12 protein-coding genes and 1 pseudogene are annotated in these 13,775 nt (G+C 74.6%); 5 read left to right on the forward strand and 8 right to left on the reverse strand.

The genetic code is table 11. The features are described 5' to 3' along the window. Window positions 1–202 precede the first annotated feature (202 nt). Window positions 203–1,714 carry a PLP-dependent aminotransferase family protein gene (locus ABZX96_RS37130; protein WP_355553805.1) on the reverse strand — a complete coding sequence of 504 codons (1,512 nt, stop codon included), beginning with the start codon at window positions 1,712–1,714 and terminating at the stop codon, window positions 203–205. A 481-nt stretch (window positions 1,715–2,195) separates the two neighbouring features. Between ABZX96_RS37130 and ABZX96_RS37135 the strand changes: the two genes are divergently transcribed. The 3 genes and pseudogenes from ABZX96_RS37135 (at window position 2,196) to ABZX96_RS37145 (ending at window position 4,201) form a co-directional block, all read left to right on the forward strand. Then, the gene (locus tag ABZX96_RS37135; protein ID WP_355553829.1) at window positions 2,196–2,786 is read left to right on the forward strand and encodes a hypothetical protein; all 591 of its coding nucleotides are present in this window, start codon (window positions 2,196–2,198) and stop codon (window positions 2,784–2,786) included. Beyond that, window positions 2,783–3,315 (forward strand): annotated as a pseudogene (locus ABZX96_RS37140) (hypothetical protein); the annotation flags it as partial. The gene ABZX96_RS37135 and the pseudogene ABZX96_RS37140, both read left to right, overlap by 4 nt. 508 nt (window positions 3,316–3,823) lie before the next feature. Continuing rightward, on the forward strand, window positions 3,824–4,201 hold the full coding sequence (locus ABZX96_RS37145; RefSeq protein WP_355553808.1) for an RNA polymerase-binding protein RbpA: 378 nt from the start codon (window positions 3,824–3,826) through the stop codon (window positions 4,199–4,201). Between the two features lie 421 nt (window positions 4,202–4,622). On the opposite strand, the gene fxsA is transcribed toward ABZX96_RS37145, so the two are convergent. Both fxsA and ABZX96_RS37155 read right to left on the reverse strand, forming a co-directional pair. Beyond that, window positions 4,623–5,222 (reverse strand): FxsA family membrane protein, encoded by a 600-nt coding sequence (gene fxsA, locus ABZX96_RS37150; RefSeq protein ID WP_355553811.1) that lies wholly within the window; start codon window positions 5,220–5,222, stop codon window positions 4,623–4,625. Window positions 5,223–5,225: 3 nt separating this feature from the next. Continuing rightward, on the reverse strand, window positions 5,226–5,663 hold the full coding sequence (locus tag ABZX96_RS37155) for a VOC family protein (protein ID WP_355553813.1): 438 nt from the start codon (window positions 5,661–5,663) through the stop codon (window positions 5,226–5,228). Between the two features lie 116 nt (window positions 5,664–5,779). Between ABZX96_RS37155 and ABZX96_RS37160 the strand changes: the two genes are divergently transcribed. Continuing rightward, window positions 5,780–6,043 carry a hypothetical protein gene (locus tag ABZX96_RS37160; RefSeq protein WP_355553816.1) on the forward strand — a complete coding sequence of 88 codons (264 nt, stop codon included), beginning with the start codon at window positions 5,780–5,782 and terminating at the stop codon, window positions 6,041–6,043. A 54-nt stretch (window positions 6,044–6,097) separates the two neighbouring features. Here ABZX96_RS37160 and ABZX96_RS37165 read toward each other — a convergent pair whose 3' ends face one another. The 5 genes from ABZX96_RS37165 to ABZX96_RS37185 all read right to left on the reverse strand — a co-directional run bounded on the left by ABZX96_RS37165 (window position 6,098) and on the right by ABZX96_RS37185 (window position 13,052). Continuing rightward, complete coding sequence (locus ABZX96_RS37165; RefSeq protein ID WP_355553819.1) at window positions 6,098–7,063, reverse strand: LLM class F420-dependent oxidoreductase; 966 nt, start codon at window positions 7,061–7,063, stop codon at window positions 6,098–6,100. Window positions 7,064–7,384: 321 nt separating this feature from the next. Beyond that, complete coding sequence (locus tag ABZX96_RS37170; protein ID WP_355553822.1) at window positions 7,385–8,215, reverse strand: polyprenol monophosphomannose synthase; 831 nt, start codon at window positions 8,213–8,215, stop codon at window positions 7,385–7,387. Beyond that, window positions 8,212–10,113 (reverse strand): apolipoprotein N-acyltransferase, encoded by a 1,902-nt coding sequence (gene lnt, locus ABZX96_RS37175; protein WP_355553831.1) that lies wholly within the window; start codon window positions 10,111–10,113, stop codon window positions 8,212–8,214. Before lnt ends, ABZX96_RS37170 begins: the two co-directional genes overlap by 4 nt. 666 nt (window positions 10,114–10,779) lie before the next feature. After that, window positions 10,780–12,420, reverse strand: a complete 1,641-nt coding sequence (locus ABZX96_RS37180; protein ID WP_355553825.1) for an amidohydrolase family protein — start codon at window positions 12,418–12,420, stop codon at window positions 10,780–10,782. A gap of 191 nt (window positions 12,421–12,611) precedes the next feature. Continuing rightward, window positions 12,612–13,052: an Lrp/AsnC family transcriptional regulator gene (locus ABZX96_RS37185; RefSeq protein ID WP_242587056.1), complete on the reverse strand. Its 441-nt coding sequence runs from the start codon at window positions 13,050–13,052 to the stop codon at window positions 12,612–12,614. A 217-nt stretch (window positions 13,053–13,269) separates the two neighbouring features. Between ABZX96_RS37185 and ABZX96_RS37190 the strand changes: the two genes are divergently transcribed. After that, window positions 13,270–13,698 (forward strand): hypothetical protein, encoded by a 429-nt coding sequence (locus ABZX96_RS37190; RefSeq protein ID WP_355553834.1) that lies wholly within the window; start codon window positions 13,270–13,272, stop codon window positions 13,696–13,698. Window positions 13,699–13,775: the final 77 nt, after the last annotated feature.

The raw sequence follows: 13,775 nt of genomic DNA on the forward strand, positions 1-13,775 counted from the left end.
CCCCGAGGAGGCCGAGGCCCAGAGCCCGAAGAAGGCTGAGGACGAGGACTGGGGCCCGGAGAAGGCCGAGGGCCGAGGCCCAGGGCCCGGGGAAGGCCGAGGCCGGGGCCCCGGGAAGGACCGAGGGCCGAGACCGGGCCCGTCCGCCCGTCGAGAAGGGGACGACGCAGCCGCAGCGAGACACCGGCCCCGAAGCCGCCCCCTACGCCACCAGCCCCCGCGCCCCCTCCATCTCCACGGCCGCCCCCGTCGCCACCAGGTCCGCGGCCTTGGCCAGGCGCACGGCGGCCTCCTCGGCGACGGCGCCGTCGACCGTGAAGGGCAGCCGGACGAACCCCTCGAACGCCCCGTCCACCCCGAACCGCGGCCCCGACGGCACCCGCACCCCCAACCGCTCCCCCGCCAGCGCGATCCGGGAGCCCGACAGCCCCCCGGTACGCGCCCAGAGGGTGAGACCGCCGCCGGGCACGGAGAACTCCCAGTCGGGCAGGTGGCGGCGGAGGGCGGCGACGATCGCGTCCCGGTTCTGACGGGCCTGCTCCCGGCGGATCCGCACCGCGTCCTCCCAGCCGCCGGTCTCCAGCAGCGAGGTGAGGGCGAGCTGTTCGAGCACCGGCGAGCCGAGGTCGGCGTAGGCGCGGGCGGCGACCAGGCTGCGGATGACGTCGGGGGCGGCGCGCACCCAGCCGATGCGCAGCCCGGCCCAGAACGCCTTGCTGGCGGAGCCGACGGTGATCACCGTGCTGCCCGCGGGGTCGAAGGCGCAGACGGGACGGGGCGGGTCGGTGTCCTCCTCCGGGTCCAGGCGGAGTTCGGTCATGGTCTCGTCGACGACGAGGACGGTGCCGGCGGCGCGCGCGGCGGCCACCAGCCGGCGCCGCTGGTCCTCGGTGGCGAGGGTGCCGGTCGGGTTGTGGTAGTCGGCGACGACGTAGGCCATCCGGGGCGCGGCGTCCCGCAGGACCTGCCGCCAGGCCGGGATGTCCCAGCCCGTGAGCCGTTCCCCGAGGGCGACGGGGACGAGGCGGGCGCCGGCGTCGCGCATCAGCTGGAGGATGTTGGCGTAGGACGGGGAGTCGACGGCGACCCGCTCGCCGGGCCCGGTGATCAGCTTGCAGATGGCGGCCACGGCGCCCATGGCGCCGGTGGTGACCATGATCTGCTCGGGCATGGTGGGGATGCCCCGTGCGGTGTACCGGTCGGCCAGGGCCTGGCGCAGCACCTGGAGGCCGGCCGGGTAGTCGCCGTGCGTGTGGGCGTACGGCGGGAGGTCGGCCATGGCTCCCTGGACGGCCCGGGTCAGCCAGGGTTCGGGCGCCGGGAGGGCGGCGCACCCCAGGTCGATCATGGAGCCGACGGCTTCCGGCGGCAGCGGCTCCAGGCCGCGGGTGGGCAGCGGGTTCCCGGCCGGTACAGCGGTCCAGCTGCCCGAGCCCCTGCGGGAGGCGAGGAACCCCTCGCCGCGCAGGGCTTCGTACGCCGCCGCCACGGTGGTGCGGCTGACGGCGAGCGCGGCGGCCAGTTCCCGTTCGGCCGGGAGGCGGGCGGCGACGGGGACCCGCCCCTCCAGAACGAGCAGGCGCACGCCGTCCGCGAGGCCGCGGTAGGCCGGGACGCGGCGGGTGCCCGCGGCCCGCGCCGCGTCCCGGGCGTCCTGCGACCGGAGCAGACGGGCCAGTTGGGCCGCGCCCACTGCCGAGGTCCACTGCGTCATTCGATCAGTCCACCTTCCCCGGATTGGCCCTGGAGCCGTCGCGCCGACGAGCCACAGAGTGTCACGCGTCGGTCCAATCGCGCCAGGAGGGGGACAGGTTTTGAACGTCACAGGAGCGCCGCACGGGCGGTCGGGGACCGCCGCGGAGGTGGAGCACGGGGCCCGGACGACGGATCGCGGAACGGCCGCCGAGGAATCCGCCGACGAGTCCGGGGAAGGGGCCGTGACGGACGGCGGCCCCCTTCCCAAGGACGGCTACCCCCTCCCCGAGGACGGCCGGCCCCTCCCGCATGCGGGCCGCGCACCGGCCGCACCGCACGAGGACGCCGGAACAGCGCCGTCCGATGACGACAGCACCCCGGCGCCGTCCGGCCACGGCACTTCGGCCGCAGCGGCGCGCCGGGACGCTCCGTGGCGCGGGCGGCGGCTCCCCCGCCGGCTGGCCCACCTGTATGCGGGGCTGGTCCTGTACGGCGTGAGCATGGGGCTCCAGTTGCGGGCGGGACTGGGACTGGAGCCGTGGAGCGTGCTGAACCAGGGCATCTCCCGGCACACGGGCCTGTCGATCGGCACGGTCACGATCGTCTCCGGCGCGCTGATCCTGCTGCTGTGGATCCCGCTGCGGCAGCGACCGGGCCTGGGCACCGTGTCCAACGTGATCATCCTGGGCCTCGTGATGGACGCGACCCTCACGCTGCTGCCGCCCCTCTCCGCCCTGGGCGCACGCGTCCCCCTCCTGGCGCTCGCCATCACCCTCAACGGCGTGGCGACGGGGCTCTACATCTCGGCCCGCTTCGGTCCGGGGCCGCGGGACGGGCTGATGACGGGGCTGCACCGGCGTACGGGCCGGCCGCTTCGTCTGGTGCGGACCTGCATCGAGGTGACGGTGCTCGCGGTCGGGTTCGTGCTCGGCGGCTCGGTGGGCGTCGGGACGGTGCTCTACGCGCTGGCCATCGGGCCACTGGCCCAATTTTTCCTGCGCTTCTTCGCCCTCAGCGAGCCCGAAGGGGCGCCGTCCCCGGTGGTGGCGCGCGGCACCGCCTCGCGGAAGCGCGCGACGCCGCCCGAGTGACCCCGCCCCGCCATCCCTGCCTCGACCACCCGGCCCCGCTCGCCTTCGCCCCCGGGGCGGCGCGGCGGACGGCCCGGAGAACACCGCGCCCGCTTTCCGGCGGGCCGTGACGCGCGGTTACCGCCACCTGGAAACATCAGGGCGGAGGCGGCGCCGGAACCGCTGCTCCCGGTGGTGGGCCGGGCCGACGCGTGGGACCGGGTGTGCGGGGGGCTGTTCCCGCCTTGAAAATATTTCAATTTGATCTACGTCATGTCTCTTCATCGCAAACGGAGGCTCGGGGGCATGGGCGTCCCGGCCGGGGCGCGGAGATGGCCTCCTCGCTCGGCACCGGGGGCGCGGCGGGGCCGCGGCCGTGTTCGTACGGGCGCGGGGTGCCGCTGGACCGGCCCGCCGGGGGGCCGCCGTACGGCGCGACGCCGTCCGCGCGCAGGCCCCGGTACGGCACATGGGGGTCCGCGTGATGGACCGGCCGTTCCTGCGGGCCGCGCACGCGCTGGGGCTCCAGGTGCGCGTATGGACGGCGAACGGCCCACGCCCCCGGTGGACGGCGAACGCCCCCGGTGCTTGGCGGACCTGCCGGACTTCGGACTGGACGGGATCACGACCGACGACCTGCCCGGCGCCGCGGGCGGCGCTGGACGCGCGAGGGGCACGGCCCGAAGCGGGGAACCTCCGGTTCCGGAAGGGCCGGACGACCCCGGCGAGGGACGGCACGCCGGGCCGGATTTAGGCATGTCGGGTGCGGGCCGGTAGTGTACGCGCTTGGCTCACCAGACGGACCGTTACTGCGCGTTTAGGCAACAAAAACGCTGGGTGACATCTGCTGCCAGATGTGACAAACCGGGCGCTGGTGGGTACAACAAGGGGCGGCACGAAGAATGCAGCGGCGCGTAGCGCCTCCGTCATCGGCGGTGGTGGGCGACGGGTGGGCGCATGTCCCGATTTCGGGAATCTTCACCGCCGACCGGACGTTGACCGGATGACGACGACAGCGACACCTGTCCTGTGGGCGACAAGCCCGGGAGGCACGATTCATGAGTGAGCGAGCTCTACGCGGCACGCGACTCGTGGTGACCAGCTACGAGACCGACCGCGGCATCGACCTGGCCCCGCGCCAGGCGGTGGAGTACGCATGCCAGAACGGACATCGATTCGAGATGCCGTTCTCGGTGGAGGCCGAGATTCCTCCGGAGTGGGAGTGCAAGGTATGTGGTGCACAAGCTCTCCTGGTGGATGGCGACGGCCCTGAGGAGAAGAAGGGCAAGCCCGCGCGTACGCACTGGGACATGCTCATGGAGCGGCGCACCCGCGAGGAACTGGAGGAGGTACTGGCCGAGAGGCTGGCCGTCCTGCGTTCCGGCACCATGAACATTGCCGTGCATCCGCGCGACACCAACCGCAAGTCCGCCTGAGGCGGCCTTACGGCGACCAGCAGTACCAGGGCCGGGGCCACCGCACATCGCGGTGGCCCCGGCCCTTGCCGTGCCTTCGGCTCGGAGAGCCCGGCCCTCGCTGCGGCCTCCGAGGACCCGGCTCGCGCCCGACCCTCAGGGCACCCGGCTCTTGCCGTGCTCCCGGCACGAGGCGGAGCGGCCGAGCCGGTCGGCCACGACCGCGTGCGCGACGCCCGCCCCCCTCGTCGGCCACCTGGTAGCGCCCTCGGCCCGGGGCCACCGGTTCCGCGCCGTGTTCCCAGGACAAGGCGTAACAGGACGGCCGGACGGGCCGGCCACGACCCGCGTGTGCGACGCCCGCCTCGTCAGCCGCCTGATAGCGGCCCCACCTCAGTGACCCGGCCGCGAGACCCCACCTCGGCCGCACCGGCGCGCCACCTCACCTCGGCAGCGGCGGGTCCTGACGCCTCTGGGCGGGCGGCTCGTCCTCGCGGACGACCTCGCCCGGGACGACCTTGTCGTCCGGGTGGCGCGGGCCGGACCGGCCGAAGGCCTCCCCGAAGGGGCCCGGGGCGAAGCTCCCCGGGGAGAAGCCCGTACGGCGCGACAGGGCCCGCTCGGCGCGGCGGCGGATCAGGGAGCGGGTGGGCGGGAAGAGGCACAGCAGCCCCGCCACGTCCGATATCAGGCCGGGGAACATCAGCAGCAGGCCACCGAGCATGGGCAGCGCGTTGCCCCCGGAGGAGGCGTCCGCGGTGGCGCCCGGGGAGGCGTCCTTCGGCGTGGGGCCGCCGCCCTGGAACGTCCCCGTCAGGCCGCGCCAGGCCCGGCGGCCGGCCCGCTTGACGACGTAGCCGCCGAGCACGATGCCCGCGAGGATCAGCAGCAGGACGGTCAGCCCGCCCGCGGCGTGGGCCACGAGCGTCCAGAGCCAGATCTCCAGCACCAGCCAGACGGCGATGCCCACCGGCAGCAACCGGCGGGCGCGCGAGCGCTGGGGCGGACGGGAGCCGGACTGCGGCGTGGCGTGGAACGTCATGGCTCAAGTGTGCCTGGCCGCACTGACAGCGCTCGCGTGCGGGGGGCTTCCGGGGACGGCGATGAGACAGAACTCGTTGCCCTCGGGGTCGGCCAGCACGGCCGTCCACCACCCCTCGTCGTCGAAGGGGCCGCGCAGCAGCCGCGCGCCGAGCGCGAGCAGCCGCCCGAGGTCCGGCTCCAGCGCGGGAACCCGCAGGTCGATGTGCATCCGGTTCTTGCCCCGCTTGGGTTCGGGGACCTGCTGGAGGAGCAGTTCGGGGCCGCTCCCCTCCGGTGGGGCGAGGGCCACGTACGGGGGCTGCGCGCGGACCCGCCGGTAGCCGAGCGCGTCGGCCCAGAAGACGGCCAGCGCCTCTCGGTCCGCGCAGTCCAGCACGACGGCGAGCTCCATGATTTTCTCCTCGGGGTCGGCGCGCATGGTGCCCGGACGGTCGGGCACCCGAAAGGGCGTACTCCGGGAGGTACGCCCACCAGCGCCCACCGCCACCCGGCGGCCGGCTCCCGCGCGGGGCCCGGGCGCCCTCCCCACGCTCCCGTCCGAGGAGGACCACCGCGATGGACCGAAGGGCCGAGACACCCGAGCAAGGCGGTACCGGCGTCCCCCGGGACCTGCCCGACCAGCAGGCCGGCGAGCCGCGGACGACGCCCGACCCGTGGGAGGGCACCGGCCGCGCGGGCGGCGACAAGGACGACGACGCCGAGGAGCAGGCCGACGCCGATCTCCCCGACCCGGACGTGTCCGGAACGGGGCGGCGCGGCGCCGTCCACAGCGGCGGCACGCGCCCCGACCACCCGACGCCCGACGAGCCGGCCGACTGACCTCACGCCCGGACCAGCCGGAACATCCGAACCGGACCAACCGGCCGGCCGTCCTCACATCCCCCGCAGCGCGGGCAGCAGCTTCTCCCCCGCCCAGTCCAGGAACTCCCGCTGCCGCTCGCCCCCGACCTGCACGAGGGCGACCTCGGTGAAGCCCGCCTCCTTGTAGGGCCTCACGGCCTCCACGAACGCGTCGACGTCGTCCCCGCAGGGGATCGACGCCGCCACGTCCTCGGGACGCACGAACTGGGTGGCGGCCTTGAACGCCGTCGGGCTGGGCAGCTCGGAGTTGACCTTCCAGCCGCCGCCGAACCAGCGGAACTGCTCGTGCGCGCGGCGTACGGCGGTCTCGCGGTCCGCGTCGTAACAGACGGGGACCTGGCCCACCCGCGGCTTGCCGGAGCCGCCGTGCCGGTCGAAGGCCGTCAGCAGCTCGCCCTTGGGCTCGACCGCGATAACCAGGTCGGCGAGCCGTCCCGCGATCTCGCAGGACCGCTCCCCCGACACGGCGATGCCGATGGGCGGCGGATCGGCGGGGCAGTCCCAGAGCTTGGCCGCCTCCACGTCGAAGTAGGTGCCGTGGTGGTTGACGTAGTCGCCGCCGAAGAGCGCCCGGATGATCTCCACCGCCTCGGTGAGCATCTCGTGCCGCGTCGCCATGCCGGGCCATCCGGCGCCCACCACGTGCTCGTTCAGCGCCTCCCCGGCCCCCAGCCCGAGCCGGAAGCGCCCCTCCGAGAGGAGCTGGACCGTCGCCGCCTTCTGGGCGACGATCGCCGGGTGGTAGCGCACCGTGGGGCAGGTCACATACGTCATCAGCGGGATCCGCGAGGTGGCCTGCGCGGCGGCGCCCAGGACGGCCCACGCGTAGGGCGAGTGCCCTTGGGTGGCCAGCCACGGGAAGTAGTGGTCGGAGGTCACCGAGAAGTCGAAGCCGACCTGTTCGGCGTGGACCACGTCCTCGACGAGCTGACGCGGCCCCGCGTGTTCGGTCATCATCGTGTAGCCGATCTGCACCATGCGCCCTGAGTGCCCCGCCGTTTCGGCGGAAAACTCGGGCTCGGGGCGGACGGAACAGCTCCTCGGCCATCCGCGCGCAGGTCCTGTCCGCGCCCGGGCTCCCGTCCGCGCGCGGGTCCTGTCCGCCCGGGGCCGACCGCGCACGGACAGGTTCCCCTCACTCCTCACGCGACGCGGGCCCCGGACGGCCGCACCGACCACCGCCGAGGTCACCGCCCACCGGAAACACAACGAAAACACGACGCCGGGCCGGGAAGCGCTCCCCTGAGCCCTTTCCGACCCGGCGTCGTGGACCTGCCGTCCTCGCGCCCCGACGGCCCCCTACGAACCCGCCGGCGACTCGCGCCGCGCACTGGCCGGCGTCGCCGCGGGAGCCGCGGCCCCCGGGGTCTCCTGGCGCCCCCGCAGCTTGTTGACCCGGGACCCGACGCCCCAGGCGGTGACCCGCCACAGGGCCTCCACGACGATGTCGCGGCTCATCTTGCTGTCGCCCCGCTCCCGCTCGACGAAGGTGATGGGGACCTCGACGACGTGGTAGCCCGCCTGGATGGCGCGCCGGGCCAGGTCGACCTGGAAGCAGTAGCCCTGCGAGGCCACCTCGCCGAGGCCCAGCCCCTCCAGGGTCTCCTTGCGGAAGGCCCGGTAGCCGCCGGTGATGTCGCGCAGCGGCACGTCCAGCAGGAGGCGCGAGTAGGTGCTGCCGCCCCGGGACAGGAAGTGCCGGTGCCGGGGCCAGTTCACCACCCGGCCGCCGGGCACCCAGCGCGAGCCGAGCACCAGGTCGGCGCCCTTGAGGGCGGTGAGCAGCCGGGGCAGTTCCTCGGGCTGGTGGGAGCCGTCCGCGTCCATCTCGACGAGGACGCCGTACCCGTTCTCGATGCCCCACCGGAAGCCCGCGAGGTACGCGGCGCCCAGGCCTTCCTTGCCCTTGCGGTGCAGGACGTGCACCCGCTCGTCCGCCGCGGCCAGCTCGTCCGCGACCTTCCCGGTGCCGTCCGGGCTGTTGTCGTCCGCCACCAGGACGTGCGCCTCTGGGACGGCGGACCGCACCCGCGAGACGATCGTCTCGATGTTCTCCACCTCGTTGTAGGTCGGGATGATCACCAAGGTGGTGCCGAGCGGGCCGTACTGCCGCTGACCGCCGTCTGTCACTGCTGCCTCTTCTCGTCCTTCGTACGCCCGCGCCGGCCGATGACTGTCGCGGCGGCGCAGGACAGAAGGCCCACGATAGCGATCACCCACTCGGGAGCCGCACCGACGCGGTCGGCGACGGTCTTCCCGTCACGCAGGGGGAGGGTCGCGGACATCACGCCCTGGGTGAATTCGGGGATCCGCTGGGTCACCGTGCCGTCCGGCGCGACGATGGCGCTGATGCCGCTGGTGGCGGCGGTGACGACGGCGCGGCCGTGCTCGACGGCGCGCAGCCGGGACATGGCGAGCTGCTGCTCGGGCTGTCCGGTGCGGCCGTACGTGGCGTTGTTGGTCTGGACGACCAGCAGGCGGGCGCCCGCGTCCACCGTGTCGTGCACGATCTCGTCGTAGGCGACCTCGAAGCAGATGACGTCGCCCAGCTTGGCGGGGCCGACCCGCAGCAGACCGGTGTGGTCGCCGGGGTAGAAGTCGCGCGGCACCCGCTGGAACCGCGTGATGATCTTGCTGAGCTGCTCCCGGAAGGGCACGTACTCGCCGAACGGCACCGGGTGCTGCTTGGTGTACGAGGCCCCGGGGCCCTTCGCCGGGTCCCAGACGATGCCCTGGTTGTACACGTAGCCGGGCTTGTCGGGGTGGTCGACGAGCGCGCCGACCAGGACGGGGACGCCGACGGCCTTCACGGCCTCGTCGATGCGGTCGTACGCCTCGGGGTAGCGGAACGGGTCCAGGTCCGAGGCGTTCTCCGGCCACACGACCAGGTCCGGCTTTTTGGCCCGGCCCGCCTTCACGTCCGCGGCCAGCTTCTCGGTGGCCCGCGCGTGGTTGTCCAGGATCATCATCGGACGGCCCAGGAAGTCCATGCCGGGCCGCTGGACGTTGCCCTGCACTATGGCGATGTCCACGGTGTCGTCGGCCTTGGTGGGGACGGGCACCAGGAGCCCGGAGAGGCCGACCGCCGCCGCCAGGCCCACCGCCTCCACGGCGGGCAGCGCCCGCGCCAGGGACCGGCCGGGGGCGCGCAGCCGCAGCACGGCGACGACCGCGGCGGCGAGCAGGGCGCCCGTCAGCGCCACCGCGAACGTCACCAGCGGCGCCCCGCCGAGCGCCGCGAGCGGGGTGAAGGGCGACCCGGTGTTGGCGAACGCCAGCCGCCCCCAGGGGAACCCCCCGAAGGGCGCCCGGTCACGCACCCACTCCTCGGCGATCCACAGGCACGCCGACCACAGTGGCCACGCCTTCAGCCGCGAGGTCACGGCCAGAGCGGCGCCCAGCAGGACGAGGTAGCAGGCCTGGACGAAGGACAGGCCGACGGCCGCGTCCCACCCGACGACCCGCAGCCACTGCAGCAGCAGGCAGAAGAACGGCAGCCCGAAGGCCAGCCCCGTCCACGCCCCCTGCCGGGCCGTGCGCCCCCGTGTCAGCAGGCTGAAGGCCGCGACGGCGACCAGCGAGAGCGGCCACAGGTCGAACGGCGGGAAGGCGAGCCCCAGCGCCAGTCCGCTGACGACGGCGAGCCCCGTCCGCACCGCCTCCCGCCGCGCCAGCGCCGCGAGGCGCCGGAGGCGGCCGGGCCGGGGCGCCGGTGGCGCGTCCCCGGCGGACGGGGCGGGCGCGGCGCTGGCGTCGGCCTTGGCACTCTCAGGCTCATCGGCCTGGTCAGGCTCAGCGGCCTTGCCGGTCTTGTCGGCCTGATCGGACGGAACGGTCCCGGCGGACGCCGGTGGTCGGTCCGCCCGGGCGGTGAGGTCGCCGGCCGGCCCGTCGTCGGACGGCGGACCGGTGGTCGGCGCGGAGCCACCTGAGGAGCCGTCTCCGGCCTCCTTCCGGTGCCCTGCGGCCGGCTCTGGCGCGTCGCCGATGAAACCGGTGACGCCGTCTGCGGCGGTCTGGGAACCCATGGGCACGGTCGCGGCCTTTCCTGGTCGTGCTGTGGTGAGGCGACGGTACATCGGCAGGGGGCGGCAACGGACCTGGGGTGCGGCGGCGGAAAAGCGCGGGCCATGGGCGGGGAGGAGCAGACCGTTCACGAACGGAGGCGGACGAGGCGCCGGACGAGGCCGCGCGGGAGCCCGGACCGTCCGCCCACGTGACGACGCCCAGACCGTCCCCTACGGGACCGCCGCGGAACTCCGCGGCGTCCCCACACCCCCTGCGGATCAGGGCCCGGCGCCCTTCGGGCCGACCTGGCGCCCGCTGGCTGCGGGTCGACCGAAAGCCGTTGTCTACTGAGCTGCCGGGCCCCACCCGGGTCACACCCGCCGGCCGGCGGAAACCTTTCCCTGGCCCCGTGCCGCGCATGCTGGACCTGGCTCCCGGTGGTGGTGCGCCGGTGCGGCGCGCCGCCCCTGGCCCAGCGGCGTGCGACGGGTGCGCGGAGGTCTCCCGGCCGGACGTCCTGTGGTGGACCCGGCCGAACCTACCGGCCGTCGCCCGCCCGCTGTCAACAGTTGCCCGACCTGCGTGGTTTCCGCGTCGCCCCAGGTCGGCGCGGAGTGCCGCAGGTGACGCGAGTGACCACCGGTGCGGCGACTGACGAGGCGAGCCCGGGCGGCGTCACACGAATGTCACTCGTTCGGCCGCTGGTAAACGGTGCGTCCGCCCACGACCGTCCGCAGGCACTCGGGCAGGTCCCGGCCGGGCGTGAGGTCCGGCAGGCCGGGCGTGCCGGAGCGCGGGTCGGTGGACCAGCGCTCGACGCGCTCGTCGGGGGCCTGGACGACGAGGTCGCCGGTGCGCCAGATCGCGTAGTCGGCCGGGGCGCCGGGCACCAGGACGCCGGCGTCGTCGCGGCCGATGGCGCGCCAGCCGCCCCGGGTGTGCGCGGTGAAGGCCGCCCGCGCGGAGATGCCGTGTTCGCGAGTGCGATGGAAGACGGCGGCGCGAACGGTCCCCCAGGGGTCGAGCGGCGTGACGGGGCTGTCGGACCCGAGGGCCAGCGGCACCCCGGCCCGCAGGAGGGCGGCGTACGGGTTGAGGGTGCGCGCGCGCCCGGCGCCCAGCCGGGCCGCGTACATGCCGTCCTCGCCGCCCCACGCCGCGTCGAAGGCGGGCTGGACCGAGGCGGTCAGCGCGTACTCGGCGAACGCCGCGATCGTCGCCCCGGTGAGCATCTCCGCGTGCTCCACGCGGTGCCGGGCCGCGCGGATCCGGCCCAGGCCGACGCGTTCGGCGGCGGCGCGCACCCCGTCGGTGACGGCGGTGAGGGCAGCGTCGCCGATGGCGTGGAAGCCGGCCTGGAGCCCGGCCTCGGTGCAGGCCGCGACGTGGGCCGCGACGGTGTCGGCGTCCAGGTGCGCCGCGCCGGTGTGCGGCGCGTCGGCGTAGGGGTCGTGCAGGTGGGCGGTGTGCGACCCGAGGGAGCCGTCGGCGAAGAGGTCGCCGGCCGCTCCGATCGCGCCGAGGTCGCGCACCCGGTCGGCGTCCTTTGCGTTGGTGACCAGTTCCGCCCAGTACCCCACCACGCGCGGGCCGTCCCCGCGCGCGCCGAGCGCGAGCAGGGCGGCGAGGTCGTCCTCGCTGGAGATCTCCGGCCCCGCGCACTCGTGGACGGTGCCGATGCCCTGGGACGCGGCGTGTGCGAGCGCGGCGGTCTGGGCGGCGGCGCGCTGCTCGGCGGTGATCGTCGCGTACGCGGCCCGGCGCACCGCGTGGTGGGCGTCCCCGGTGAGCGGCCGTTCACCGTCGAACCCGGCCCGGTCCCGGATGCCGGGCACGAGGTCGAGGAGGGCGGTGGTGACGACGGCCGAGTGGACGTCCACGCGAGTGAGGTAGAGCGGCCGGCCGCCGGTGGCCTCGTCCAGCTCGGCGCGCAGCGGGGACCGGCGCTCGGGCCAGACCGAGGCGTCCCAGCCGTGGCCGAGCAGCACCCGGTCCGCGGGGCGCGCGGCGGCGTACGCGCGCACGCGGGCCAGCGCGTCGGGCAGCGTGCGGGCGGCGGAGAGGTCCAGTCCCGTGAGCGCGAGACCGGTCGAGGTGGTGTGCACGTGTGCGTCGGTGAACGCCGGGGTGACGAGCGCGCCGTCCAGGTGGACCACCTCGTCCACGCCGTCGGCGAAGGAGTCCGCGGCCCCCTCCTCCCCCACCCAGGCGACACTGCCGCCCTCGACCACCATCGCGGTCGCGAACGGATCGGCGGGGCTGTGGACCTCCCCACCGCGCAGCAGGACGGTACGGGGCCGGTCGGGCGTGGAAACGCGATCGCTCATACCGGACAGTCTGGCCCCTGGGGGCACACGCCCGGCGAGCGGGGTCCGGCTCCCCGTCCCACGGGCCCGGCCCCGCCACCGTTCGGGCGGCACGCACACGACACGGGCGCCGCCGCGCGGGACACCGCCCCAGGGCGCACCGCGCGACCGTCGGGGGAACCAGGCCGCCCGCGCGCGCCGGCCGCCCCGGCTCAGATCCGTGGCGGACGGGCCTCGTACGGAGTGGAGAGGACGACGGTGGTACGGGTGGACACGCCGGCCAGGCTCCGGATGCGCGAAAGCAGATGCTCCAGCTCCAGGGGCGTGGCGACGCGCACCTTGAGGATGTAGTTCTCGTCACCCGCCACGCTGTGGCACGCCTCCAGCTCGGGGACCTCGGCGAGGCGGTCGGCGATGTCGTCCGGCGCGCTGGGGTCGAAGGGCTTGACGGAGATGAAGGCGGTGAGCGGCAGTCCCACGGCCTCCGGGTCCACGATGGCGGCATAGCCGCGGATGACTCCGCGCTGTTCCAGACGGCGCACGCGCTGGTGCACCGCCGACGTGGACAGGCCGGTGGCCTTGCCCAGGTCGGTGTAGCTCATCCGCCCGTCCTTGACGAGCAGATCCACGATTTGTCGGTCCAACTCCTCCACGCGATCAACCTACTGTGCGCAGGCGCGTGCGCGCACCGCGCGCCGGGTCGTGAGCACGTCCACGCCTCTCGTGTGAGCAATGCCACACGAGTGACCCCGTATCCCGTGCGGCCGAGCGATTATGCGCGCGGCATGAAGGGAATTGCTCGTGTTGGCCGGGGCCGCCCATCAGAAGAAGTCGGCAGGAGCGGCGGCCCGTCCGGCCCACCCGAGGGGGATGGACATCATGCGACGCGTTAAGCCCGATTCCGCGACGGCCGATCACGACGCCCTGGACGGCGACGTTCCCGATCTCGACGACAATTTCGACGACACGCTCGACGTCTTCGACACCTACGAGATCTTCCGGGTGATCTGCCCGGACTGCGCGCGGCCGATCGCCATGCTGGCGGACGAGGACACGCTGCCCGAGCACGCGCTGTGCGCCTCACCGTGGAACCCGTTCGGCCTGACCGTGTGCCAGGGCTCGGGGCGCCCGGTGAGCGACGCCGCACCGGCGGACGACGAGGGGGCCGCGCAGGACCACGACGCGGCGACGCTGCTCACGCTCCCGGAAGGGTTCGACTGGCGCCGGCAGCCGTTCTCCCACATCGGCGGCCCCGGGACCCGTCCGGTCCGCGTTCCCGCGCACCGGCTCTCCTCTTGACCCACTCCCCGGGCGGCCGGCATGAACACCAACGGCGCGACCCGCCGCCTGGGGGGGTCGGGTGCCGCGAGATCCCA

Origin of the sequence: Streptomyces sp. NPDC003077 (assembly GCF_040611095.1) — a bacterium.
In the GTDB taxonomy this organism is placed as follows: Bacteria; Actinomycetota; Actinomycetes; order Streptomycetales; family Streptomycetaceae; genus Streptomyces.

Bases quoted from the DNA above. Each gene is read 5' to 3' on its own strand.
- ABZX96_RS37130 (WP_355553805.1), bottom strand. From the start codon at position 1,714: ATGACGCAGTGGACCTCGGCAGTGGGCGCGGCCCAACTGGCCCGTCTG.
- ABZX96_RS37135 (WP_355553829.1), top strand. From the start codon at position 2,196: ATGGGGCTCCAGTTGCGGGCGGGACTGGGACTGGAGCCGTGGAGCGTG.
- ABZX96_RS37145 (WP_355553808.1), top strand. From the start codon at position 3,824: ATGAGTGAGCGAGCTCTACGCGGCACGCGACTCGTGGTGACCAGCTAC.
- fxsA (WP_355553811.1), bottom strand. From the start codon at position 5,222: ATGACGTTCCACGCCACGCCGCAGTCCGGCTCCCGTCCGCCCCAGCGC.
- ABZX96_RS37160 (WP_355553816.1), top strand. From the start codon at position 5,780: ATGGACCGAAGGGCCGAGACACCCGAGCAAGGCGGTACCGGCGTCCCC.
- ABZX96_RS37165 (WP_355553819.1), bottom strand. From the start codon at position 7,063: ATGGTGCAGATCGGCTACACGATGATGACCGAACACGCGGGGCCGCGT.
- lnt (WP_355553831.1), bottom strand. From the start codon at position 10,113: ATGGGTTCCCAGACCGCCGCAGACGGCGTCACCGGTTTCATCGGCGAC.
- ABZX96_RS37180 (WP_355553825.1), bottom strand. From the start codon at position 12,420: ATGAGCGATCGCGTTTCCACGCCCGACCGGCCCCGTACCGTCCTGCTG.
- ABZX96_RS37190 (WP_355553834.1), top strand. From the start codon at position 13,270: ATGGACATCATGCGACGCGTTAAGCCCGATTCCGCGACGGCCGATCAC.